This is a genomic window from Pseudomonas japonica (genome assembly GCF_900188455.1).
Classification (GTDB): domain Bacteria; phylum Pseudomonadota; class Gammaproteobacteria; order Pseudomonadales; family Pseudomonadaceae; genus Aquipseudomonas; species Aquipseudomonas japonica.
On sequence record NZ_FZOL01000016.1, the window covers coordinates 86,617 to 109,270 of the forward strand.

The following is a 22,654-nucleotide window of genomic DNA, read 5'->3' on the forward strand; positions in this document are numbered from 1 at the left end:
AGGGCGCCGGGGTTGATGCTCCGGCGCTCAATCGTCCAGCTGGCAGAAGCGCAGGCGATTGCCGCACGGGTCGGCCACCTCCATCTGCCGGCCCCAGCCGACATCGACCGCGGAGGGTCTGGCGTAGCCATGGCGTCTGGCGGCCAGTTCCTGCTCCAGCGCGGCGATGTCGGCGACCGGCAGGAACACCGTCGAGCCCGGGGTGGCATCGCCATAGTGCTCGGTCAGGTGCAGGACCACATCGTCGCGGCGGATCTGCACGTACAACGGCAGGTCCGCGGCGAAACGGTGCTCCCATTCCAGGGTGAAACCGAGGAAATCCAGGTAGAAGGCCTTGCTGTGTTCGACGCTGAACATGCGCAGGACGGGAATGGCGCGTTGCAGATTCATGCGGGTGCTCCGAAGGATTGAAACAGGGTGTTATTTATATGCGAAAAGCGCCTGAATTGCTGATCGCTGAGGGGGCGATCCGACAAGGATTTTGCGATGTTTTCCGCCCCGTCGGCTGGCTAGGCTGGAACGCCAAATCAGCAAGGACAGGTGATTCGAATGTCGCTATCAGATGGAACCGTGGCACCTCGGGACGAGGAGGCGAGCCGTCATCGGCTGGGCTACGAGGCGATACGCAGCCGGGTGCCGGCATGGTTGCTCGACGCGACCGGCGAAGCGCGCAAGGCCATGGGCGAGCAGGGCCGGGAGGCGCTGCCCTGGGTCTCGGCGGCCATGGCCAGCATGCCGCAGGTGGTCGCGCACCTGCATCAGGACTACCTGGAGCACCTGGCCCTGAAGGCGCAGGTCGACACCTGGCTGGGCACGTTGTCCGACCCGCAGCGCTTCGCCGAGCCCTTGCTGGCGGCGGCGCTGCGTGACAGGTTCGGCGTCGATGTGGACGTGCGCCGCACCTGGCTGCTGCACCCCCGGCGGATGCAGACCGACGACTCGTTCCTCACCGCATCGCGGGACTGGATGGTGGAAAGCTTCAAGGCCTTCCGGGTGGCGTGCCAGCCCTTGCTCGGCATGGCTCTGCAGAATTTCGAAGCCTGGGAAAGCGCGCCGGGCGGCATGGACCTGGCGGTGACCAAGGCACGGATCTTCACGGTCGAGCCGGGGCAGGCGCTCTGGGATGGGGCGATCCTCGACATCAAGCCCGAAGCGTTCGCCGCGTTGTGCCGCGAACTCGACCTGGGTCGGCGTTACCAGGAACTGATTGGCCAGACCTTCGCGCCCGCGGCCGATGCGGGTGCCGCTGCACCCTCGGCGCGGGCCGAGCGCGAGGATATCTTCCAGTGCCACGAGCGCAGCGGACTGCTGGTCCTGCTGCACCTGGCGCGGATGCAGGGGCGTATCGGCGAGACGGCTTACCAGGCCGTGCTGAAGCTGGTGCATGGCTTCGCCTCGACGCTCGACGGCGTGGCGTTCGAAAGCGGCAGCCTGACTCTGTGGAACGTCGAGCTGAGCGGTATCGTGGTGTTCGGCGGCGATCGCACGGCAAGGACGGCGCCTGACCGCATCGTCGTGTACATCCCCGGCGACCCGGTCGAGCCGCTGCGCGAGCACGCCTCGTTCCTCGACTTCCGTGCCCACCTGCGTGACCGCCTGTTGCAGGCCGACTATCAGGCGTTCTTCCAGCGCTTCATCCCGTTGCGCCAGCGCGCGCGGCTTCTCGACAAGCTGCGCCAGGCCTTCCACCCCAAGGTGTGGAACCCGGGTGGCTGGTACGAAGAAGTGCTGGATCGCCAGGCCAGCCTGCCGTTTCGCGAGGGATCGCTGGAGGTGCCGTTGATGCCGACGCTGTTGCGGCGCAAGATCGCCCGCCTCAAGGATGACGGCCTGTTTCTCGCGGTGCCGACCGCCACCCAGGATCACAAGAGCCTGGCGCAGAAGCTCGACTTTTTCGCCCAGGCGGGTCTGTTCACCCTCAATGCCCTGGCGTTCTCGGTACCGGTACTGGGCGCGGCGATGCTGGTGTTCAGCAGCGCGCAGCTGGCGCACGAGGTCTACGAGGGCATCGGCGAGTGGACCCGCGACGAGCGCGAGCAGGCCTGGGGCTATCTGCTCGATGTCGTGGAAAACCTCGTCCTGGTCGCTGCCCTGGGCGGCGCGCAGGAGGCGCGGCCAGGCATTGCGGCGCACGAGCTGCCACGCCTGCCCACGGTCCTGCAGCCACTGCGCCAGGCCGATGGCGGCATGCGCCTGTGGTCGCGCAACCTGGCGCCGTTCGCCCACGACATCATCCTGCCTGGCAACCTCAAAGCGGATGTCCGCGGCCTCTACCGCTATCAGGGCAGGCAGTGGCTGGCGCTGGACGGGCGGCATTATTCGGTGCTCGCGGATGCGCGGGGCGCTGCATATCTGGAGCATCCGCGGCGCATCGACGCCCACCGGCCGAGCGTGCGCTACCACGGTGGCGGGGTGTGGCTGCACGAGCTGGACCAGCCGCGCGGATGGTCGGGGTTGCAACTGTTCCAGCGCTTCGGCGCGGTGGCCGCCGGGCTCGACGAAACCGAGGCCAGGCAACTGCTGGTCATCAGCGGCTGTCACGAATCGGCGTTGCGCCAGACCCTGGTCGACGGCCAGCGTCCGCCAGCGTTGCTGCTCGACTGTCTGGAGCGCTACAAGATCCATCGCGACCTGGCGGGCGGTGAAGAGGTGCTGAGTGCCGAGCACCATGCCCGCCTGTTCGAGATGCGCTATGAGTCCCCGGTGGCGCTGCCGAGCCTCGAGCAGAGGGTCCTGCTGCGCGACTTCGCGGGGCTGCCGCGGCGCATCGTCCAGGAGTTGCTGGCCCATGCCAGCGAGGCGGAGCGGGCGTTGATCGGCGAGCGGCAACGAGTGCCGCAACGCCTGGCCGAGGAAGCGCGCCTGTACCTGCAGAGCGTGCGCCTGGCGCGGGCCTACGAAGGTCTGTACCTGCCGCCGCTGAGCAACAACGACAGTACCCGGCTGATCCTGCACAGCCTGGCGGCGCTGCCCGGCTGGGCCGAACAGTATCGCATCGAGATCCGCGGGCTGCGGGTCAACGGGCCGTTGCTCGACAGCATCGGACCGAGCCCGGCGGTGCACCGCCGGGTCCTGGTGAAAAGCCTCGAGGGCTATCGCACGGCGGAAGAGCCCGAGGTGGCCGCCACCGACCTGTTCAGTGTCGTGCTGCGTACCCTCACCGTGGCTCAGCGCGGCGCGCTGGGGCTGGAGCCCACGGCAACCAGGGAAGCGCTGCGCGGCAAGGTCATGGCCCGTCCGCTGGGGCGTCCGGCGCTGCGCAAGGTGCTGCACATGCAGTCGGTGCGTCCGGCCATGCGCTCGCCGATGCGCCTGGCCAACGGGCGCAGGGGTTACCCCCTCAGTGGCGGGGGCAGGCTGGAGCCGCTGGTCAGCGAGAACACCCTGCTGGACAAGATCCGCCTGCTGGAACTGCCGGACCTGTTCGCCGGCGATCTGTTGCAGCAGCTGCGCGGCGCTGCCCTCGATGACCCGGCCATCGATGCGCGCCTGGACAGCCTGCTCGACGAGCGCGAAGCGCTGCGTCGTTCGCTGCCGTTGGGCGAAACACCACGGCAGGCCCTGGGCGATCAGCCGTCGCTCAGCGACCGGCACCTCATCGAGCTGGCCCTGTGGCAACACTGGCGCGACAACCTGTTGCCGGAAATCGGCCGCAGCGGCGTGCCCTTGCGGCTGTTCGCGGTCTCGCTGGAAGCCTTCCCCGAGCAGTTGCCGGATTTCTTCCGTACCCGCGTGCAGTCCCTGGAACTGTCCAGCGTCTCGGTGCCGGTAGCGGTGGTGACGCCGGGCGACGACGGGCTGATGCGCCTCGACGATCGCCTGTTGCACTTGCTGCGCAGCTTTCCCCGGGTCACCTCGCTGGAAATCGATGCCGTGGATGGTCGCTCGCTGTTCGACCTGCCGCGGATCATCGTCGGTGCCTACCCGCGGCTCGCCGAACTGCGCCTGCTCAACCTGCACCTGCCGCTGGGGCAGGAGGTGCTGGAGGAGCTCTGTCGGCTGAGCGAGCTGAACCACCTCGACCTCAGCGGCAATCGCCCCAGCCATCTGCCGGTGCACCTCGCCGGTCGCCTGCAACTGAAGTTCCTCGGTCTCGATCGCCTGGGCCTGGAGCAGTGGCCCGAATGGCTGGACAGCGACCTGCTCGACGGTATCGAGCGGATCTCCCTGCGCGACAACCGCCTGACCGACCTGCCCGCGCACTTGCGCGTCAATCCCGCCGATGCGCCGCGCAGTACCTCGATCTCCCTGCGCGGCAACCTGTTTTCCCAGCAGGCGCTGATCGGGATTCGTGCCAGCGCCTGGCGAGGGCGGCGCTTCCTGCTCGAACTGGATGTACCGCAGAGCGTGGAAAATATCGTCGAGGGCATGATGATCGAGCATCAGGCGCTGTCCAGCGCCATCGACGGCTGGCTGGAAACCTCCCGCCAGGGCGCTGCCCAGCGGCTGGCGGCCCGGCGTTCCCTGGGCGATGCGCTGCTCGCCGGCTGGCTGACCCAGGTCGACGGCGGCCCGGTGCGTTCGCTGGTGCTCGAGGACCTGCACCTGGACGACTTCCCGCCGACCTTGCCGGCCTTCTATTTCAGCCGGATCGGCCGGCTTGAGGTGATCCGAGCCCAGGGCACCGCGCAGGCCCTCGATACGTTGATCGCGCGCTTTCCCCGCCTGGAGCGCCTGACCCTGACACAGATGCCGCTGGAGGGGCTGCCCCCTGCGCTGGGCGGCTTGCTCGAACTGCGTCAGCTGGCGCTGACCGATGCCAGTCTGGTCGTCGACCAGGCGGTGATCGATGTGCTGGCGCGGCTGCCCGGCATCACCTCGCTGGACCTGGCGGGCAATCGTCTGGGCGAGATTCGCGATGTGTCCGCCTTCAGTCGCCTGCAGCTCAACCTGCTCAGCCTCGAACGCATGGAGATCAGCCGTTGGCCGGCCTGGCTCGACCCGTTGCTGCCCGAGCGCGTGCGCTGGCTGAACCTGAACCACAATCGCCTGGCCACGCTGCCGGCGCATCTGCTGGAAAACGCCGAGAGCGTCAGCGGCAGCACCGAGATCTGCCTGGAGGGCAACCCGCTGAACGAAGACACGCTGTTTTCCGCTCACCTGTCCGAGGGCCTGACGCGGCCCTACAGCTTCCGCCTCGACCTGCCCGAGCACCTGCGCCGCCTGGACGGCAGCTGGCGCGGATCGAGTTCCGGTGGCGCCAGTTCCGCCGGCACCTCGGAGGCGGACCTGATCAATGTGGATTTCTGGCTGCAACAGGGCGCCAGCATCAACGACGAGCGCCGCCAGATCTGGCAGCGCCTGGAATCGACCGGCGATGCCGACGACCTGCTGCGTCTGGTCGGACGCCTGCGGCATACCGCCGAGTACCGCAACGGCCTGACCCGGCCGGACATGTTCGAGCGGGTCTGGCAGGTGCTGACCATCAGCGGCCAGGACGACGAACTGCGCCTGCTCCTCGATGGCATGGCACAGGAACCGTTGCGCCTGCTGCGTGAGTTCGACACCTGTCCGGACGGCGTGCGCCTGGAATTCAACCAGATGGAAATCCTCGTGTTCACCCGCCAGGCGCTGCGCACGGCGGCCGACGGTCCGCGTGGCCCGGCGCTGTACCGGCTGATGTGCCGCCTGTTCCGCCTGCAGGAGCTGGACCGCATCGCGCGCGAGGAAGCCGGCGATCGCGATGAAGCGGAGGTGCGCCTGGCCTACCGGCTCAATCTCGCCAGCGCGCTGGATTTGCCGTTGGCGCCGACGCAGATGCTGTATGCCGGCTCGGCCAACCTGCGCACCGGCGAGCTGGACCGCGCAGCGGCACGGGTGCGCCAGGGCGAAAGCGGCCAGGCGCTGCTCGACTACGCGACGCAGCGCGATTTCTGGCTGGCCTACCTGCGCGATGTGCAGGGCGCGCGGTTCACCGCCATCCGCGAGGCGTTCGAGGCGCAGGTGCTGGCGCTGGACGATCTGTACCCGGACGACATGCCGGTGCAGACCAGTGCGCGGATCCAGTCGCTGATCGATCAGCGCCGGCTCGACGAGGCCGCGCTGATCGGCGAGCTGACCCACAAGGAGGGGCTGCAGGCGGACCGGCCCTGAGCCGGTGCGGGTTCAGTGGCCGGCGAGGTAGGCCTCGACCTTGCCTCGCTGCTCCCGCGGCAACCAGCCGTGCCAGACCTGCGGGTTGTCCTGGAGAAACGCCCGGGCGGCCAGCGCTGGATCCTGGCGTTGCTCGCTCATGCGTCCGAGCACGGCATTGAGCAGGTCGATGGGCAGGTCGACCTTGCTGAAGAAGGCCACCAGGTCGGGGTACTGGGTGTGGAAGGCCTTCGACACGCCGATCGACAGTTTCGCCGGCAACGACCGGCTGCCCTTCGGCGCGGGGTTGCCGGCATCGGTGAGGGTCGCCCAGGCCTGTTCGTCGAACGCCGGCTCTTCCAGGCGCACCAGCTTGAAGCGGCCCATCAGCGGGGTCGGCGACCAGTAGTAGAACAGCACCGGCTTGCCGCGGCGGATCGATGACGTGATCTCGGCATCCAGCGCCGCCCCCGAACCGCTGCGGAAGTTCGTGTACAGGCCATCCAGGCCATAGGCCTTGAGCTTCTGGCTGTTCACCGTTTCCGAGGTCCAGCCGCTGGGGCTGTTGAGAAAGCGGCCCTTGCCCGGGGCCTCGGGGTCGGCGAAGACCTCGGCGTAGCGCTTGAGGTCGTTCACGTCGCGCAAGTCCGGGGCCAGTGGCGCGATACCCCGTTCGGCGTCGCCCTTGATCACGAATTCGGGCACCCACCAGCCTTCGTCGGCATTCTTCACCGTGTCGCCAAGGGCGAGTACCTGGCCGGCCTGTTCGGCCTTGACCCAGGCCGGGCTGCGCCCGGCCCATTCCTCGGCGATCACCTGGATGTCGTTGCGCGCCAGGGCCACCTCCATGCTCACCGTGCTGCCGGGCAGGGTGTCGGTGGGATAGCCGTAGCCGTGCTCGACGATCAGGCGCAGCACTTCGGTGGTGAAGCTGCCACTCTCCCAGGTGATTTCGCCGAAGTGGATCGGCGCGCGCGGAGCGGCCAGCGTCGACAGGCTGAGGAGGGCGGAGCAGAACAGCAGGGCCAGGCGTTTCATGGAGGGGGCGCTCGCAGGTGGGTCGGCTCAGTGTAGACAGCGCCGCGATCGACACGACTCCCCTGGAAAGCGCGTGGTGCCTGGCAGCGCTTTGCCGTGGCGCGCCGGGACGTGTCGCAGGAGCCGGCGGTCCTGCGGGTGACAGACCGCGCGTGGCGAAGTTGATGAAGTGGGCCCCTCTTCAAACAGACGGAGCCCGCCGCATGCACAACCTATGGACCACGTCGAGTCCCCACGCCATTTTCGACCACAGCTACAAGACCGCCGCGAAGACCGAGGAGGGCTGTCGCGCCGTGCACTTCAAGGGGCGCCTGTATTGCGCCTATATCGACGGTCTGCGCGACCTGGACGGAGTCAAGTTCATCAGTCGGACATCGAATGTCAGCCTGTGGAGCGAGCCCGGGGTGGTCAGCGACATCCCCGCGCGTTCGGATCCCTGCATATTTGTGTTCAAGGACCAGTTGCATGTGATCTATGCGAGTACCCAGGGATCGACCTTGCTGTTGACCCTGGACGAAGCATCGGGACTGTTCGTGCTGACCCGCACTCTGGACCTGAACCTCGACGGCACGCCGTCGGTGGCCGTGCTGGAGGGGCGTCTGCAGCTGTTCCATCACGTCATGGGCAGCCCCACCAACCTCTGGTGCCGCTCCACCCTCGACCTGAAGGAGTGGAATCGCGCGGAGGTGGTGAAAAGCGATGGCGTCTACAGCATTGCCACCCGGCTGGACTCCACCGCGATCGTCTATCAGCGCTTGATTCACCTGATCTACAAGGACGCCGCCGGTGGCTTCTACCTGCTCAAGCACGACGGTTCGAGGCAATGGACTCGCGCGCAGTTGCTGTTGCGCAACGACTATCCGGATCCGCCGGCGGCGGTGGTGCACAACGGCCTGCTCAAGCTGTTTTTCAACGAAGCGCGCGGCGAGGCGAGCAAGGCCGATGCCTCCTACGACGTCCACCAGTATGGCTACGACGGCAATGTCCTCGGCCCGGCGATCGTCAGCACCGGCCTTGGTGCGACCAACAGCGTCGGTGCCGCGGTGCAGGACGGTGTGCTCAATATCCTGTACCGCGGCAAACCCTAGTCCATCCTTGCCTTCGCCGACGGTAACCGCCCATGCCCATCGACAATACGATACGCCGCTACATCGACAGCCACCTGGTCGACAGGCTGACTGACGATGCGTTTTTCAATGAAACCGAAGTCATCCTGCTCGATATCTTCGAGCTGCTGGCCTCGGCGCCCTACAACGCGCAACCCACGGCGTCCTATCTGGCGTACGTGATTTCCCGCCAGTACATGCGCAGTGCGAACCAGGCGCAGCAATGCCGTTTCGCCCAGCGCATGACCTTGCTGCTGCGCCGCCTGTACAACGACCCGGCCACCGCCGCGCTGCTGGCCCGACCACGCCGCGAGCGCGGTTTCGAGCTGCTGCTGGTGCTCTACCGAATGCACTACGTGCTGACCATGAACGGCCTGCTGGCGGACGACGGGCCACTGGACCTGGATATCGGCGACCCGCTGCGCGCCCTGCAGTTCATCATCGGCGCCGCCTATGGGCCCTGGCAGGGCCTGATCCAGCTCCAGGGCAGTGTGCGCGACTACTATCACTGCCGCATCCGTCACCGCGATGGCGCCTCGCTGATCGAGATCGGGCGGGCGCGGAGCGACTCGGCGGGCCTGGAACTGCGCCTGGCCACCTGGAACATGCAGGGCACCGCGGCCAGCGCCGAAAACAAATGGCGCACCTATGTGCTGCAACTGGCCAGGCGTCACGATGTGGTGGTGATCCAGGAGGCCGGCGCCCCGCCCAGTTCCGCCGAACTGGTGCTGCGCAGCCAGGTGGCCGATCAGTTCGGCATGGTCCAGGAGGTCGACCAGTACCTGTGGCAGGCTGGTACCAGCACCCGTCCGGAGTCGTACCAGGTGTACTTTCTCGACGTGCAGCGTCTGCGCGTGAACCTGGCGATCGTGGTCCGCTCCAGCGCCCAGCTGGATGTACGCGATGTGCGGGTGGTCGCCGACGGTCTGTGGGAGTCTGGCACGCTGCCGGTGGCCCGCCCGGCCCTGGGCCTGCGCCTGCGCCGGCGTGGCGAGGGTGCGGTGAATCGCCAGGAGGTGACGGTGTACAACGTCCATGCCCTGTCCGGTGGCGGTTCCAATGCGCCGCGGCTGGTCCGCGAGATCAGCTGGCACACCGACACGCCCTATGTGGTGCTCGGCGACTTCAACCGCGACCCGCGCCCGCCGGCGACCGGAGGGGGCAACTGGGTCTCGCCGGAAAGCCTTGCGCGCATCTATCCGGCCAATGGCAATACCCACCCGGCCACGGCGCCCGAGCACATGCTCGATTACGCTCTGGTCAACGGCACCACCGAACCGGTCCAGCCGGGGGTGGTGGAGGCTCCCGGACCGTCCGATCACCTGGCGGTGAGCTATCTGGTGCATTTCTCCTGAACGAAAGGGCTAATTTTCCGTGACGCGGTTTCGTTATCCAGCGAGTTGTCCCGCGTCACGGACAATCCCATTTCTCAGAAGGAGACCGGCAATGACTTCCGTTTTCGATCGCGACGACATCGTCTTCCAGGTGGTGATCAACCACGAGGAGCAATATTCGATCTGGCCCGACTACAAGGCCATTCCCGAGGGCTGGCGCGCGGTGGGCAAGAGCGGCCTGAAGAAGGACTGCCTGGCCTACATCGACGAAGTGTGGACCGACATGCGTCCCCTGAGCCTGCGGCAGAAGATGGCGGCGGCGGCGTCCTGATGCCGTCGCTGACGCTGCTGTGCCTGCCGTATTCCGGCGCCAGCGCCATGGTCTACAGCCGCTGGCGGCGCAAGCTGCCGGCCTGGATCGAGGTGCGTCCGGTGGAACTGCCCGGACGCGGCGCGCGCCTGGCCGAGCCGCTGAGCACCGACCTTGCCGCCCTGGCCCGACAACTGGCCAGCGAGCAGAGCCTGGCCGCGCATCGCCCCTACGCGATCCTCGGTCACAGCCTGGGCGCCTTGCTCGCCTGCGAACTGGCCCATGAGCTGCGGGCACTGGGCTGTCCGCCGCCACTGGCGCTGTTCGCCTGCGGTACCGCGGCGCCCAGCCGCCGCGAAGGCTACGACGGCCCCGAGTGGCGCGAGCCGAAGAGCGATGCCGAACTGATCCGCGACCTGCGCGACCTGCAGGGCACGTCCGAGGAAGTCCTGGCCAACGAGGAACTGATGGCGCTGATGCTGCCGATCCTGCGTGCCGATTTCCTGCTGTGCGGGCGCTATGTGTATCGTCCGCGTCCGCCGTTGCCTTGCCCGCTGCATGTGTTCGCTGGCGAGGACGACCGTGCCAGCGAAGAACAGTTGCTGGCCTGGCGCCAGGAGAGTCGGGGTGAATTCTCCCTGGAGATGTTCCCCGGTGGTCACTTCTTCATCCACGAGCATGAAGACCGCGTTCTCGGCGTGCTGGCCCGCGCGCTGGAACCATTGCGTCGCAGCGCCTAGCGCCGCATAGTCGGGAGCATTTCCGACTGCAAGGAGCTTGCGCAATGCTGATCGACGCTTCCCGGGCCACGCTGCTGGTCATCGATGTCCAGGAGAAACTCATCGGCGCGGTCAGCGACCCCGCCGGTACCCTGGCGCGGACCCGCTGGCTGCTCGCCGCCACCACCGAGCTGGGCCTGCCGACGGTGATTTCCGAGCAGTACCCCAAGGGCCTCGGGCATACCGTGGGCAGCCTGCTGGAAGCCGCGCCGGGGGCCACGGTGGTGGAGAAACTGCACTTTTCCTGTGTCGCCGGCGAATGCCTGCCGGCCTCGCTGCTGGCGCGCGAGCAAGTGATTGTGTGCGGCATGGAGACCCACGTCTGCGTGCTGCAGACCGTGCTGGAACTGCTGGAGAGCGGCAAGCAGGTCTACGTCGTCGCCGATGCCTGCGACAGCCGCACGGCCGAGAGCAAGGCCGCAGGACTTGCGCGCATGCGCGATGCCGGGGCGCAGATCGTCACCCGCGAGATGGTCCTGTTCGAGCTGATGCGCAGTTCCAGCCATGAAAAATTCCGCCAGATCAGCAAGACTTTCCTGGTCGGGGAGCAGCCCTGAGCGGCTTGCCTCGCTGGCTGGGGCTCGGCCTGCTGGCGCTGCTCGCCGGCTGCGTCGGCCCGCGCGGCGGCGAGGAGCCGGCGTTGTCCGAGGCGCAGGTACGGGCACGGGTCGCCGCCTTGCTGCCGGCCAGCGTCGCTGACCGCCAGGGCTGGGCGCGGGATATCCAGGCGGCGTTCACCGCGCAGAAGCTCGTGCCCAGCCAGTCCAATATCTGCGCGGTGCTGGCGGTGACCGAGCAGGAGTCCACCTTCAGCGCCGATCCGCAAGTGCCCAACCTTGGGCGCATCGCCCGCGAGGAAATCGATCGTCGCGCGGCGAAAGCCCTGGTCCCCAGGATGCTGGTGGATGTCGCCCTCGACAGCCGTTCGGGCAATGGCAAGACCTGGAACCAGCGTCTCGCCGCGGTGCGCAGCGAGCGTGAGCTGAGCGAGCTGTATGGCGAGCTGATCGGCTCGCTGCCGCTGGGCAAGACCCTGCTCGGTGGTTTCAATCCGGTGCGCACCGGCGGGCCGATGCAGGTCAGCATCGACTTCGCCGAGGCCAACGCCCGCGACTACCCCTACGCCCACGACGGCAGCATTCGCCAGGAGGTGTTCAGCCGGCGGGGCGGGATGTATTTCGGCATCGCCCACCTGCTGGGTTACCCGGCCAACTATGCGCGGCCGCTGTATCGCTTCGCCGACTTCAACGCCGGCTGGTACGCCAGTCGCAACGCGGCGTTCCAGAGTGCCTTGAGTCGGGTCACCGGAGCAGAGCTGGCGCTGGATGGCGACCTGATCGCCCATGGTTCGATCCTGCCGGGCAGTACCGAGAAAGCCGCGCGGCTGCTGGGCGAGCGGTTCGGCATGCGCAATCCGGTGATTCGCGATCAGCTGGAGAAGGGCGAGGGCGTGGACTTCGAAGAGACCCGGTTGTACCAACAGGTCTTCGCCCTGGCGGACAAGGCGGCTGGCAAGCGCGTGCCGCGGGAAGCGTTGCCGGGGATCAGGCTGGAAAGCCCGAAGATCACCCGGCAACTGACCACGGCCTGGTTCGCCAAGCGGGTCGATGAACGTTATCAGCGCTGCATGAAGCGCTAGGTCTTGGGTTGACTTGGCCGGTTATGGCCGCTTCGCGCCCATTCGCGGCTGAAGCCGCTCCCACACCGACCGCGCCGGGATCAGGAACGACCAGCCACCAGCGCTTCCACCACCTGCGCCACCCCGGCCTTCAACCCGGCCACGCTGTCCGCCGTATCGGTATCCACCACCACCAGCTTCGCCCCGGAGGCCGCGATCACCTCGGCCACCGCCTGCGGCGGCTGCTTGTGATGCAGCACCAGCGCCACGTCCTGGCCCTTCAGCTCGTCACCCAGGTGCTTGAGCTGTTCGGCGCTCCACTGTTCGTCCGCCACCTGCGGATGGTCGATCAGGTCCAGGTTCAGCCCGCCGATCAGGTAGCCCAGGCGATCCGACAGGTTGACCACGCTGAGGTTGTCCGCCGCGGCCAGTTTCGCTTCGCTGCCGGCGCTGAGGTCGAGCAACTGGCGCTTGAGCCCGGCCAGGTTGGCCTGGATCTTCGCCTGGTCGGCCGGCGCCAGGCGCCCGAGGTCGCTGGCCAGGACATCGGCCATGCGCCCCATGTTGGTCGGGTTCAGCCAGGGATAGGCGGCGATGACGTTGTTGCCCTGCACCGCGATGCCCGGCAAGGCGCCGTCCACCGGGCGCGCGGCGTCGATCTCGACGATGCGGATATTGCTGCGCCGCGCCACCGGGTACAGCGGGTCGTCGCTCCAGATCGAGCGCAGGCCGATCACCGCGTCGGCCTTGCCCGCGGCCTTCTGCAGGCTGGCCGCGCCACGCCCGCTGAAGTAGGAGGGCTGGCGGCTGGCCGGGAGGTTGTCCGGCGCTGCGCGCTGCAGCTTCACCGAGGTGCCGTCCAGCAACAGGCTGCCCAGGGCATAGGTCACCGGCAGCGAGGCCAGGACGGTGATGTCGGCGCCTTGCTGCGCCGCCGCTTTCGCGGCGGGCGCGGCAGACGCGGCGAGGGGCAGGCCAGCCAGCAGCAGGGCCAGGCTCAGGTGCTTGAGGGTCGGGTTCATGCCGGGTTTCCTTGCAGGCGTGGAACCAGGCCGCGGGCCAGCGCGGCGAGGGCGAAGAAGCTGCCGGCGACCAGGATGATCGCAGCGCCCGAAGGCACCGGCAGGTCGAAGACGATGGGCAGGAGGATGCCGATCAGGGTGCTGCAGGTGGCGATCAGCACCGAGGTGAAGAAGAAGCCCTTCAGCGACTGGCTGACCAGGCGCGCCGCGGCGGCCGGAATCACCAGCAGGGCGCCGACCAGGATCGCGCCGATCACCTTCACCGCGGCCACCGTGACCAGGGTCACCAGGACCACGAACAGGTAGTCCAGGCTCTTTACCGCGACGCCGCGCACCGCCGCCAGTTGCGGGTTGAAGCTGGCCAGGATGATGCGGTTGTACAGCGGCAGGGCCAGGCCCAGGACCAGCGTGCCGACGATGCCCAGCACCACCAGGTCATGGCCGCTGACGGTCAGCACCGAGCCGAACAGCACGTTCTCGAGGATGTGCACGTTGATCTTGCCGGCGAGCATCAGCAGCAGGCTGGCGCCCAGTGCCAGGGACACCGAGAGGAACACGCCGATCAGGGTATCCGGCGACAGCCCGGTGCGATTGCGCAGGTAGTTGAGCAGGATGCCGAACAGCAGGCAGTAGCCGAACAGGCTGCCATAGGGCCCGGTGTAGGGCTCGCCGAGGAGGATGCCGATGGCCACGCCGGTCAGCGCGGCGTGGCCCACCGCCTCGGAGAAGAAGGCGAAGCGCTTGACCACCACCAGGGTGCCGAGGCCGCCGAGCACCGGGCCGATCATCAGGCCGGCGAGCAGGGCGTTGATCACGAAGCCGTAGGCCAGGGCCTCGGGCAGGTAGCCGGAGGCGGCCCAGCCCTGGATCAGCAGGCGGAATTCTTCGTAGTTCATCAGGCGGTGCTCTCGCTGCGCGGGTGGATGGAAAACAGCCCGAGCAGGCGCTCGGGGGTCAGCGCGTCCTTCGGCGTGGCGTCGAACAGCACCCGGCGACTGAGACCGGTGACCCGGTCGGCGAGGCGCGCCACGGCTTCAAGGTCGTGCTCGATCCACAGCACCGTGGTCCCTGCCTGGCGCCATTCGCCGAGCAGCCGTTCGAACACCTGGACACCGGCTTCGTCCAGCGCCGACATGGGTTCGTCGAGCACCAGCAACTGCGGCGCCGGGATCAGGCCCTGGGCCAGCAACACGCGCTGGCGCTCGCCGCCGGACAGCGCGCCCATGCGCCGCTTGCGCTTGTCCTGCATGCCGACCCGCGCCAGCGCGGCGTCGATGGCCGGCGCCGCGTGGCGCGACAGGCCGAGGAAGGCCGGGCGCTGCTGGCACATGGCGGCCATGAAGTCGTCGACGGTCATCGGCAGGCCGCGGTCGAACTCCAGGGCCTGGGGCACATAGCCGATCACCTGGCGTTCATCCGGCCAGCTCAGGGCCAGGCGGCCCTGGTGCGGCATCTGCCCGAGCAGGGTCTTGATCAGCGAACTCTTGCCGCCGCCATTGGGCCCGACGATCGCGTGCACGCTGCCGGCCGCGACCTGGAAACGCACCTGGTCGAGGATGCGCGTGCGCCCGAGGGTCAGGTCGATGCCATCGAACTCGATGGACGGGCCGCAGGGCGCGGCGACCACGGCTTCGGCGACGGTCATGCCTGGTTCTCCTTGATCGCGCGGACCACGGTGTCGAGGTTGCGCTTCATTTCCACCTCGTATTTCTCCCGGGTGTATTCGCCGTAGGAAATGTGGGTCAGCGGATAGAGCTTCACCCCGGCTTCGCGCTGGATGGTTTCGACATAGGCGGACGGGAAGTCCATCTCGGAGAAGATCACCTTCACGTTCAGCGCGTGCAGTTGGTCGATGGTCTTCTTCAACTGTGCCGGGCTCGGTTCGATACCGTGGGCCGGTTCCACCACGGCGGTGACTTCCAGGCCGAACTCGCGCACCAGGTAGTCGTAGGCGGCGTGGATGGTGGCGACCTTGAACGAAGGATTCGGCGCCTCGGTCAACTGCGCCAGGGCATCGGCGCGCAGCTTGCGCAGGCGCTTGGCGTACTCGCGGGCGTTCTGGCTGTAGTACTTGGCGTTGTCCGGGTCGAGCTTGCCCAGTTCGCGGGCGATGTTGTTGATCTGCGCGATGCTGGCGCTGATCGACAGGAAGGTGTGCGGGTTGACCACCTTGCCGGCGCCACGGGCGGCGATGCCGGTGGCGGCCAGCAGCGGCACGTTGGCGTTGGACTCGATGGTGGCGATGCCCGGTTTCTCGCTGGCGGCGATCATGCGGTCGGCGAAGTCGTCGTGGCCGATGCCGTTGAGCACCACCACGTCCAGCGAACCGATGCGCTTGATGTCCTCGGCGCGCGGCTCGTAGGCGTGCGGGTTGAAGCCGGCCGGGATCAGCGGCACCACCTCGGCGCGGTCGCCGACGATATTGCTGACGTAGCTGTAGTAAGGGTGCAGGGTGATGCCGATGCGCAGCGGCTTGCCGCTTTCGGCGCTGGCCAGGGCGGGCAGGGCGAGGGCGATGAACAGGCTGAGGACACGGACGAGGGCGGAGCGGAGCATGGGCATTCCTTGGCGGGTCAGTGCTGATGCTGGCGGGTCACACCGGCGTCATAGTGGGCGGCGATCTGCTTCCAGCCGGCGGCCTGCAGGGCGTCGGCGGAGCGTTCGGTAGGGAGCGCGGCGCTGGCGTCGCGATTGAGCCAGACCTCGGCGACGCCGTCGTGAGCCTCCGGCACCAGCAGGAGGAAGCTGCCGGCGACCTCCGGGTGCGGGCTCAGGCCAAGGTAGACCGCGTCGACCTGGCGCCACTGGTGGCCGCCGCGGGTCACGCTGCTGGCGTCGGCGAGAAACGGCGCGAAGCCTTCCTCGGCGAGCAGTTCGACGCTGATCAGGCCGGGTGCTTCGGCGCGGCGCGCCTGGATCTCGTCGAAGGCCACCCGCAGGTCGGTGTAGATGCCTTGCTCGGCGGCATTCAGGTCGCGCCGGGCATCCAGTTGATGGGCCGCGATGGACGGTTCGTCCTCGCGTTCGCCGCGCAGGCTGACCACCGTGGCGGCGAGCACCAGGATCAGCAGGGCGACCAGGGCCACATAGAGGGTTTCATGCCCGGCACCGGCCGGGCGCACGACCTGGACCCGGCTCATGGCTCACCGATGTCGGCATGGTCGATTTCCACGACGTGGCCGGGGCCGGCGTCGAACAGCACGTAGAACTCGCTGGTGGGGCGCTTGAAGGTCAGGGTCGAGTCTTCGCCGAGCTTGCCCGGGACCAGGATGGTCTCGTCGTAGCCGATCACGTCGAGGGTCACCCCCGGTGCGCCGCTGCCGTCGGAGAAACCGCCGGTGCACTTGATCTGGTCGCCCGCCAGCGGCTCGCACTGGCACATCGGGTTGTGCGCCAGGGCCGGGCCGGCCAGGCACAGCAGGAACAGCGGCAGGGCGAGCCTGCCGGCCTTGAACGTCATGGTTTGCCTCCTTGTTTGTCGAGCCAGGCGAGGGTCGCGGGAGATGCCTTGGCCAGCGGTACCGCCGCCTGGTGCATGCTGCCGTCCCAGCCTTCGAGGGTGATCCACAGTTCGGCGTCGCCGCGGGTGCGCGGCGGCACCGGCAGGCTGGTGCCCATGCGGTAGGGCGTGCCGAAGAAAATCGTGCCGGCGGCGCGCAGGCTGCGCGGCTTGCCGATGCGCAGGTAGGCGGCCTTGACCTCGCCGATGCAGGCCTGGCACAGCGCCAGGTTGAAACTCTTGAAATACCCGGCCGGGCCGTTCTGGCGCGGTGCTTCGTCGAGCAGTTCGGCCAGGCTCACCTGCCACGGGCCGACCTGGATGTTGTCGATCGGTGTGGCGCCGAGGCCGGCCTCGCCGCGGAACATCTTCACGTCGGCGAAGTACTTGGGCATGAAGCCCAGCGGGATCAGCAACAGCAGGATGTTCAGGTGGAAGCGCCACTTCAGCCACCACTGCTTCAGTGGCGAGGGTGCGGCGACAGCGTTGTGTGCCTGGCTCATGGCTGCACCTCCGTGGCGCTGTCCTGGCCGAGCTTGCGCGCCCGTACCGGTCTGTCCGCGCGCTTGAGCGCGGCGGCCGTGGCCTGGGCGGTGCGCTTGCTCCAGATGAGCAGGCCGCTGAGGACCATCATCGACAGGACCAGGCCGAAGAAGGCCCAGATCAGCTTGATCGCCAGGCCGCCGAAGTCACCGGTGTGCAGGGGGCGCATGGACTCGGTGACGAACTCCAGGGCCGAGCGGTCGGAGACCAGGAACGAGGTGTCGATGTTCCGGGTGTACGGGTTGACGTTGACCGTCTGGAACATCAGCGGATACCAGCCGCGCCCGCCCAGGTAGAGGTGGCCGTAGGCGTTGCCGGGCAGTTGCACGAAGCTCACGTCCAGACCGGAAATCTGCGAGGTGGCGATGCGCGTGGCCTCGTCGACATCGATCCGCGGCACCGGCGCGCTGCTTTCGGAGCGCGGTACGTCCTCGCGGGCGATCACCGGCACCACGGGCTCGGTGGAGATGCTGATGTGGTTGTCGGCGAGGATCGCCTGGATCAGGAACCAGGTGCCGGTGATCGAGATCACCGCGATGAACCAGATCGACCAGATGCCGCTGAGGCGGTGGAAGTCGCCCCAGAAGATCCGCGGGCCATGGTTGAAGCGCAGGGTCGGCTTGAAGAAGCCTTTCCAGAAGCGCTTGTAGACCACCAGGCCGGTGACCAGCGAGGCCAGCATCGGCAGGCCGAGCAGCGACACCAGGTACCAGCCCCAGCTGTAGCCGTTGGTGAACGGCACCAGCCACCAACCGTGCAGGGCGCGGGTGAAGCCTTCGAAGTTGAAGTCCGGACTCTTGCCCTGGATCGCCCCGGTGTACGGGTTGACATAGAGGATCGGCGCGGTGCCGTCGGGGAAGGTCACGGCGACGTTGAGGGCGAAGTGCGAACCGTCGGGCTGGCTGATGTAGCGCACCGCCATGTCCGGTTCGGCCTTGTGCAGTGCGTCGAGCACCTGCTGGAAGCTCAGGCGTTCGGCGGCATCGTCGGGCTGGCTGGCGCGCACGTCGGGGTTGGCGAGCCAGACGATTTCCTGGCTGACCACGGCGAGGGTACCGGTGACACAGACGATCAGCACGAAGAACCAGATCGGCAGGGCGAGCCAGCTGTGGATCAGGAACCACAACCTGGATTTGGACTTTTTCGATTGTTGGGCCATTGCATCAGTCTTGTTCGTAAAAAGTGGGGTCGAGCCAACGCTCAACCTGGTGGCTGCACTTATAAGGACGGATGAGAAACGGAAAACCGTCAGGGAAAATGTAAGAAAATGCTTCAGAGACGGTTTTTCATATTCATTTACGGAGCCGTCCGGCAGCTCCCGACTGACTGATGTGCTAACTGCGGTCCTCCGGATTTCAATGGCCGGGACCGCTTTGCGGTCCTTCGCGGGCAAGCCACGCTCCTACGGGAAAATGCGGTCTGCTTCCGTAGGAGCGTGGCTTGTCGTGTGACGAACCACCGCGAAAGGCCACAAAGCGGCCCCATTTCCTGTTCGAACGAATCCTGCGGGAAAAAATTTACCCAGGCCCCTCAGAGCTCCCGCGCCACCCGGAAGCCCAGCCAGTCTCCGCGTGCCTCGGGCCCGGCATTGTTGCGGTTGCCCGAACGCGAGAAGATCGGCGCCTCGCCCCAGTCGTTGCCGCGGATGCTGACGTTCTCGCAGCTGGCCTCGGTCCAGGCGCTGCCGTCGCCGGGGGCGCCGACGTAGCTGTCGTGGTAGCAGTCGGCAACCCACTCGTAGACGTTGCCGTGCATGTCATGCACGCCGAAGGCGTTGGCCGGGTAGCTGCCCGCCGGCGAGGTGTAGCTGTAGCCATCCTTCGGCCCGTAGACGTTGGCGTTGCGGCTGATCTCGTACTCGGCGTCCGGATCCAGCGGGAACGGGAACGGCCCGCTGCTGCCGGCGCGGGCGGCGTACTCGCGCTGCGCCTCGCTGACCATGCGGTAGTGCTTGCCGGTCTTCTTCGACAGCCAGGCGGCATACGCCTGGGCGTCGTACCAGCTCATGCACACCGCCGGCTGCTTCGGCCCCTGCTTGTAGCGCGGCTTGCTGGCCTTGCACTCGCGGCCCGGGCGGGTGTCGCCGTCGGCGATCTTCACCGCGGATTCGCGGACATAGGCGTCCCACTCGCCGGCGGTGACCTGGAAACGGCTGATGGCGAACGGCTTGGCGAAGGTCACCGGGTGCAGCGGACCTTCGTCCGCCTGGCGGCCCAGTTCGTCGTCCGGCGTGCCCATGGTGAAGGTGCCGGCGGGCAGCACGACCATTTCCGGGCAAGCGCTCTTGCAGTCGCGAAACACCGTGCCGGGCTTCTGCTCGGCGGCCGTGGCGGACAAGCTGGTGGCGGCCAGCAGCGCGGCCAGGGTCAGGCGGGGAAGGGTAAGCGTCATGGGCGGGACCTTATTTCAGAGTTTCTTGATCAGCAGGGCCATGGCCCGATCGATTTCCTGCTCGTCGTTGAGCAGGCTCGGGGCCAGGCGGATCACCGGGCCGACATCGCGGTCCACGGCATCGGACATGACCCGGTTGTCCACCAGGTAGGCGGCGATGGCGTCCGGGTCGCGGTCCTGGATCCGGAAGAAGGTGAAGCCGGCGGAAAATTCAGCGCTGCGCGGGGTGACCAGCTGGATCCGCTTGTGTTCGAGCAGGCGTTCCTTGAGCCGGTCGTTGAGCTGGTGGATGCGCGCCTGCACTTCGGCCTTGCCCAGCTGCAGGTGCAGCTCGAAGGCCTTGCCGGCGGCCCAGCGGTGTTCGAAGGCGTGGTAGCCGCCGGGGGTCATGATGGTGGCGAAGTCTTCTTCCTGGGAGAAGGTGGCGATGGTCGGGGTCAGCGGGCCGAGCTTTTCCGAGGCGGCGCAGATGATCCCGGTGCCGCGCGGGCCGAACATCCACTTGTGGGTGCCGGAAATGAAGTAGTCGCAGTTGAAGTCGGCGAAGTTCATGTCGTCGACGCCGAAGCCGTGCACGCCGTCGACCACATAGATGATCCGCCGCGCTTCGTCGCGGTCGCGGTTGTGGCGGCGGACGATCTCGCCGATCTCGCCCACCGGCAGCTTGACGCCGCTGCCGGAGTGCACCCAGGTCATGCCCAGCACGCGGGTTTCGGGGCGAATGGCCTGGTCGATGGTGGTCAGCACCTGGTCTCTGGAGATGTCCCAGGGGTTGTCGAACAGGCGCAGCTTGCGCACCTGGGTGCCCTGGCGCTGGCTGCGGAACGCCAGGCTCCTGTGGGTGGAGTAGTGCTCGTGCTCGGTGGTGAGGATTTCCTGGTCGGCGGCGACGTTCAGGCCGCCGTAGATCATGCCCAGGCCCTCGGTGGTGCTGCCGGTCAGGGCGATCTGCCGCGGGCGCACCGCCAGGTAGCGCGCGGCCCACTCGCGGACCTCGCCTTCGCGATTCCATTCGTACTGGCTTTCCCAGTCCATCAGCGCCGCGGGGTTGCGGTCCAGTTCGCGGCGGTAGTGGTCGATGGCGTCCTGCACCGGGCGCGGGTGGGCGGTGACGAGGAAGTTGGCGAAGTGCGCGGTGTCGGGATCCAGCGGGAACAGGGCGCGCAGTTGGCGCCACTTGTCCGGGCCGCTGAACGGCGTGCCGGCGGCGGCCGGCGCGGTGTTTTCGACGGCGTTGGCCAGGGTGCTGGCCAGGGGCAGGCCGGCACCGAGAATGGCGGCCTGCTTGAGAAAGGTACGGCGGTCGGTCATGGGGCGAGCGGTCCGGTTCAAGGCGTGAGGGTGGCGACGGGGCGGGCGCTTTTCTGCACCTGTTCCCAGACCCGCAGGAAGTTGCCGCCCCACAGCTTGGCGATGTCCGCCTCGCTGTAGCCGCGGGTCAGCAGCTCGGCGGTGATGTTGCGAATCTCGCTGACATCCTTCCAGCCGGCCAGGCCGCCACCGTCGTTGAAGTCCGAGGCGATGCCGACATGGTCGATGCCGACCTTCTTCACCGCGTAGTCGATGGCGTCGCCGAACTCCTTGAGCCCGGCCTTGGGCTCGGCCTCGACGATGCCGTACAGGCTGCTGGCGTATTCGCCGAAGCGCGCCTCGGGCCAGATGGCGATCACCGCGTCGCCCGGCATCAGCGCGTTGGCCAGGCCCTGCAGGGGTTGCAGGTCGAAGCGCGCGCGCAGGGCTTCGAGCTGTTCCAGGCTCGGCTTGCTCAGGGGCTTGATGTAGGTGGGGAAGCCGACGATCTGCACCACGCCGCCGCTGTCCTTGATCAGTTGCAGTTCCTTGTCGCTGAGGTTGCGCGGGATATCCACCAGCGCCCGCGGTGCCGAATGCGAGGCCACCAGCGGTGCGCGGCTGAGGCGGGCGACCTCTTCCAGGGCCAGCGTCGACATCTGCGAGACGTCGATGATCACCCCAAGGTCGTTGAGCCGGGTCACCGCCTGTTCGCCGATCGGCGACAGGCCGCCGAGGGCGTCGGCGGTGTCGTTGAAGAACGGCAGCGGTCGCGACGAGTCCGACCAGGCGTTGTTGCCCACGTAGTTGAAGCCGAACATGCGCATGCCGCGGGCGGTCCACAGGTCCAGCTGGGACAGGTCGCTGCCCAGCGGGTAGGCGTTGAGCATGCTGATGAAGATGGCGAACTTGCCTTCGCCGTGCAGGCGGCGGAAATCGTCCGGGGTGTAGGCGATGCCGACCTGGTTGGGGAAGTCGCGGACCATGCCGCTGATGATCTGGTAGCGCACTTCCTGCTGCTTGCGGGCCTCGTCGACGAAGCCCGGGGTTGGCCGGTGCGGGGCGTTGGGGCCGTTCCACAGCTCCGGCCAGCCGAAGATGGTCAGTGCCGCGCCGGACAGGCGCCCGCGGCCGGCCTTGACCAGGTCGAACTGGCCCGGCCCGTCCTTGTCGGCCTCGTGGCCGGCGCTGCCGAAGTCCAGGGGCACGGTGATGTGGCTGTCGAAGGAAATCATGTGCTCGTGCAAGGCATTGGCCTGCTCGACGATCTTGCGCGGGTAGCCGGCGTCTTCCTGCCAGTACAGCCAGCCGGCGGCGGCAGCGCCGATGCCCACGGCGAGGGCCAGCGGCAGGCCGAAGTACAGGGCTTTGCGGGAGCGGGGTCTGGTCATTGCCATCTCGGTCGCGATTCAGGTGGGCAGTGGTCGGGTGTCAGGGGAAGGACGAAGTGGGCGGCGGGAAATTTACCGGTCGTCCGGCCTTTGTGGAGACCCTTGTGGGAGCGAGCTGGCTCGCGAACGGCGGCGCGCGCAGCCGGGACAGCGACTTTGCGGCCGCTTCGCGAGCAAGGGAGGCGATTTGTGCGGAGCGATTAAAGATCCATCGCTGATGGCCGATGATCTTTTTGGATCCCATATTTCAGGACGCTTTCT

20 protein-coding genes are annotated in these 22,654 nt (G+C 67.5%); 7 read left to right on the forward strand and 13 right to left on the reverse strand.

Annotation, left to right across the window (positions count from 1 at the left end):
• Positions 1-27: 27 nt before the first annotated feature.
• The gene (locus CHB99_RS19110) at positions 28-390 is read right to left on the reverse strand and encodes a glyoxalase superfamily protein (protein WP_042125274.1); all 363 of its coding nucleotides are present in this window, start codon (positions 388-390) and stop codon (positions 28-30) included.
• A gap of 159 nt (positions 391-549) precedes the next feature.
• Between CHB99_RS19110 and CHB99_RS19115 the strand changes: the two genes are divergently transcribed.
• Positions 550-6,093, forward strand: coding sequence for an NEL-type E3 ubiquitin ligase domain-containing protein (locus CHB99_RS19115; RefSeq protein ID WP_141137308.1), 5,544 nt, complete (start codon positions 550-552; stop codon positions 6,091-6,093).
• Positions 6,094-6,105: 12 nt separating this feature from the next.
• On the opposite strand, the gene CHB99_RS19120 is transcribed toward CHB99_RS19115, so the two are convergent.
• Positions 6,106-7,110, reverse strand: a complete 1,005-nt coding sequence (locus tag CHB99_RS19120; protein ID WP_042125270.1) for an ABC transporter substrate-binding protein — start codon at positions 7,108-7,110, stop codon at positions 6,106-6,108.
• 203 nt (positions 7,111-7,313) lie between these two features.
• Between CHB99_RS19120 and CHB99_RS19125 the strand changes: the two genes are divergently transcribed.
• The 6 genes from CHB99_RS19125 (at position 7,314) to CHB99_RS19150 (ending at position 12,278) form a co-directional block, all read left to right on the forward strand.
• Complete coding sequence (locus CHB99_RS19125; RefSeq protein ID WP_042125268.1) at positions 7,314-8,198, forward strand: hypothetical protein; 885 nt, start codon at positions 7,314-7,316, stop codon at positions 8,196-8,198.
• A gap of 32 nt (positions 8,199-8,230) precedes the next feature.
• On the forward strand, positions 8,231-9,571 hold the full coding sequence (locus tag CHB99_RS19130; RefSeq protein WP_042125266.1) for an endonuclease/exonuclease/phosphatase family protein: 1,341 nt from the start codon (positions 8,231-8,233) through the stop codon (positions 9,569-9,571).
• Positions 9,572-9,662: 91 nt separating this feature from the next.
• The gene (locus CHB99_RS19135) at positions 9,663-9,881 is read left to right on the forward strand and encodes an MbtH family protein (protein WP_042125264.1); all 219 of its coding nucleotides are present in this window, start codon (positions 9,663-9,665) and stop codon (positions 9,879-9,881) included.
• The gene (locus tag CHB99_RS19140; RefSeq protein WP_042125262.1) at positions 9,881-10,600 is read left to right on the forward strand and encodes a thioesterase II family protein; all 720 of its coding nucleotides are present in this window, start codon (positions 9,881-9,883) and stop codon (positions 10,598-10,600) included. Before CHB99_RS19135 ends, CHB99_RS19140 begins: the two co-directional genes overlap by 1 nt.
• A gap of 44 nt (positions 10,601-10,644) precedes the next feature.
• Positions 10,645-11,196: a hydrolase gene (locus CHB99_RS19145; RefSeq protein ID WP_042125260.1), complete on the forward strand. Its 552-nt coding sequence runs from the start codon at positions 10,645-10,647 to the stop codon at positions 11,194-11,196.
• Positions 11,197-11,201: 5 nt separating this feature from the next.
• Positions 11,202-12,278, forward strand: coding sequence for a DUF1615 domain-containing protein (locus tag CHB99_RS19150; protein WP_042125258.1), 1,077 nt, complete (start codon positions 11,202-11,204; stop codon positions 12,276-12,278).
• An 80-nt stretch (positions 12,279-12,358) separates the two neighbouring features.
• Here the strand turns inward: CHB99_RS19150 and CHB99_RS19155 are convergent, their stop codons facing one another.
• The 11 genes from CHB99_RS19155 to pvdM all read right to left on the reverse strand — a co-directional run bounded on the left by CHB99_RS19155 (position 12,359) and on the right by pvdM (position 22,393).
• Positions 12,359-13,279, reverse strand: coding sequence for a metal ABC transporter solute-binding protein, Zn/Mn family (locus CHB99_RS19155; protein ID WP_042125255.1), 921 nt, complete (start codon positions 13,277-13,279; stop codon positions 12,359-12,361).
• The gene (locus CHB99_RS19160; RefSeq protein WP_042125253.1) at positions 13,276-14,175 is read right to left on the reverse strand and encodes a metal ABC transporter permease; all 900 of its coding nucleotides are present in this window, start codon (positions 14,173-14,175) and stop codon (positions 13,276-13,278) included. The genes CHB99_RS19155 and CHB99_RS19160 overlap by 4 nt, the downstream gene beginning before the upstream one ends.
• Positions 14,175-14,924 (reverse strand): metal ABC transporter ATP-binding protein, encoded by a 750-nt coding sequence (locus CHB99_RS19165; protein WP_042125251.1) that lies wholly within the window; start codon positions 14,922-14,924, stop codon positions 14,175-14,177. Before CHB99_RS19165 ends, CHB99_RS19160 begins: the two co-directional genes overlap by 1 nt.
• Entirely contained in the window at positions 14,921-15,835 is a 915-nt protein-coding gene (locus tag CHB99_RS19170) for a metal ABC transporter solute-binding protein, Zn/Mn family (RefSeq protein ID WP_042125249.1), read from the reverse strand. Before CHB99_RS19170 ends, CHB99_RS19165 begins: the two co-directional genes overlap by 4 nt.
• Before the next feature lie 17 nt (positions 15,836-15,852).
• On the reverse strand, positions 15,853-16,419 hold the full coding sequence (locus CHB99_RS19175) for a DUF6162 family protein (protein WP_042125248.1): 567 nt from the start codon (positions 16,417-16,419) through the stop codon (positions 15,853-15,855).
• Positions 16,416-16,739 carry a hypothetical protein gene (locus CHB99_RS19180; RefSeq protein ID WP_042125246.1) on the reverse strand — a complete coding sequence of 108 codons (324 nt, stop codon included), beginning with the start codon at positions 16,737-16,739 and terminating at the stop codon, positions 16,416-16,418. Before CHB99_RS19180 ends, CHB99_RS19175 begins: the two co-directional genes overlap by 4 nt.
• Complete coding sequence (locus tag CHB99_RS19185; RefSeq protein ID WP_042125244.1) at positions 16,736-17,281, reverse strand: hypothetical protein; 546 nt, start codon at positions 17,279-17,281, stop codon at positions 16,736-16,738. Before CHB99_RS19185 ends, CHB99_RS19180 begins: the two co-directional genes overlap by 4 nt.
• A complete protein-coding gene (locus tag CHB99_RS19190) occupies positions 17,278-18,480 on the reverse strand; it encodes a PepSY-associated TM helix domain-containing protein (RefSeq protein ID WP_042125242.1) in 1,203 nt (400 codons plus the stop codon). The genes CHB99_RS19185 and CHB99_RS19190 overlap by 4 nt, the downstream gene beginning before the upstream one ends.
• Before the next feature lie 371 nt (positions 18,481-18,851).
• Complete coding sequence (gene pvdO, locus CHB99_RS19195; protein WP_042125240.1) at positions 18,852-19,712, reverse strand: dihydropyoverdine dehydrogenase; 861 nt, start codon at positions 19,710-19,712, stop codon at positions 18,852-18,854.
• A 15-nt stretch (positions 19,713-19,727) separates the two neighbouring features.
• Entirely contained in the window at positions 19,728-21,023 is a 1,296-nt protein-coding gene (pvdN, locus tag CHB99_RS19200; RefSeq protein WP_042125238.1) for a pyoverdine-tailoring periplasmic protein PvdN, read from the reverse strand.
• A 17-nt stretch (positions 21,024-21,040) separates the two neighbouring features.
• Positions 21,041-22,393 carry a pyoverdine-tailoring dipeptidase-like protein PvdM gene (pvdM, locus tag CHB99_RS19205; RefSeq protein ID WP_042125237.1) on the reverse strand — a complete coding sequence of 451 codons (1,353 nt, stop codon included), beginning with the start codon at positions 22,391-22,393 and terminating at the stop codon, positions 21,041-21,043.
• Positions 22,394-22,654 lie beyond the last annotated feature (261 nt).

What these genes read in the sequence shown, in the direction of transcription:
- CHB99_RS19185 (WP_042125244.1), bottom strand. Translation starts at nt 17,281, where the DNA reads ATGAGCCAGGCACACAACGCTGTCGCCGCACCCTCGCCACTGAAGCAG.
- CHB99_RS19190 (WP_042125242.1), bottom strand. Translation starts at nt 18,480, where the DNA reads ATGGCCCAACAATCGAAAAAGTCCAAATCCAGGTTGTGGTTCCTGATC.
- CHB99_RS19170 (WP_042125249.1), bottom strand. Translation starts at nt 15,835, where the DNA reads ATGCTCCGCTCCGCCCTCGTCCGTGTCCTCAGCCTGTTCATCGCCCTC.
- CHB99_RS19180 (WP_042125246.1), bottom strand. Translation starts at nt 16,739, where the DNA reads ATGACGTTCAAGGCCGGCAGGCTCGCCCTGCCGCTGTTCCTGCTGTGC.
- CHB99_RS19145 (WP_042125260.1), top strand. Translation starts at nt 10,645, where the DNA reads ATGCTGATCGACGCTTCCCGGGCCACGCTGCTGGTCATCGATGTCCAG.
- CHB99_RS19115 (WP_141137308.1), top strand. Translation starts at nt 550, where the DNA reads ATGTCGCTATCAGATGGAACCGTGGCACCTCGGGACGAGGAGGCGAGC.
- CHB99_RS19165 (WP_042125251.1), bottom strand. Translation starts at nt 14,924, where the DNA reads ATGACCGTCGCCGAAGCCGTGGTCGCCGCGCCCTGCGGCCCGTCCATC.
- CHB99_RS19125 (WP_042125268.1), top strand. Translation starts at nt 7,314, where the DNA reads ATGCACAACCTATGGACCACGTCGAGTCCCCACGCCATTTTCGACCAC.
- CHB99_RS19175 (WP_042125248.1), bottom strand. Translation starts at nt 16,419, where the DNA reads ATGAGCCGGGTCCAGGTCGTGCGCCCGGCCGGTGCCGGGCATGAAACC.
- CHB99_RS19155 (WP_042125255.1), bottom strand. Translation starts at nt 13,279, where the DNA reads ATGAACCCGACCCTCAAGCACCTGAGCCTGGCCCTGCTGCTGGCTGGC.
- CHB99_RS19110 (WP_042125274.1), bottom strand. Translation starts at nt 390, where the DNA reads ATGAATCTGCAACGCGCCATTCCCGTCCTGCGCATGTTCAGCGTCGAA.
- CHB99_RS19130 (WP_042125266.1), top strand. Translation starts at nt 8,231, where the DNA reads ATGCCCATCGACAATACGATACGCCGCTACATCGACAGCCACCTGGTC.
- CHB99_RS19160 (WP_042125253.1), bottom strand. Translation starts at nt 14,175, where the DNA reads ATGAACTACGAAGAATTCCGCCTGCTGATCCAGGGCTGGGCCGCCTCC.
- CHB99_RS19120 (WP_042125270.1), bottom strand. Translation starts at nt 7,110, where the DNA reads ATGAAACGCCTGGCCCTGCTGTTCTGCTCCGCCCTCCTCAGCCTGTCG.
- CHB99_RS19140 (WP_042125262.1), top strand. Translation starts at nt 9,881, where the DNA reads ATGCCGTCGCTGACGCTGCTGTGCCTGCCGTATTCCGGCGCCAGCGCC.
- pvdM (WP_042125237.1), bottom strand. Translation starts at nt 22,393, where the DNA reads ATGACCAGACCCCGCTCCCGCAAAGCCCTGTACTTCGGCCTGCCGCTG.
- CHB99_RS19135 (WP_042125264.1), top strand. Translation starts at nt 9,663, where the DNA reads ATGACTTCCGTTTTCGATCGCGACGACATCGTCTTCCAGGTGGTGATC.
- pvdO (WP_042125240.1), bottom strand. Translation starts at nt 19,712, where the DNA reads ATGACGCTTACCCTTCCCCGCCTGACCCTGGCCGCGCTGCTGGCCGCC.
- pvdN (WP_042125238.1), bottom strand. Translation starts at nt 21,023, where the DNA reads ATGACCGACCGCCGTACCTTTCTCAAGCAGGCCGCCATTCTCGGTGCC.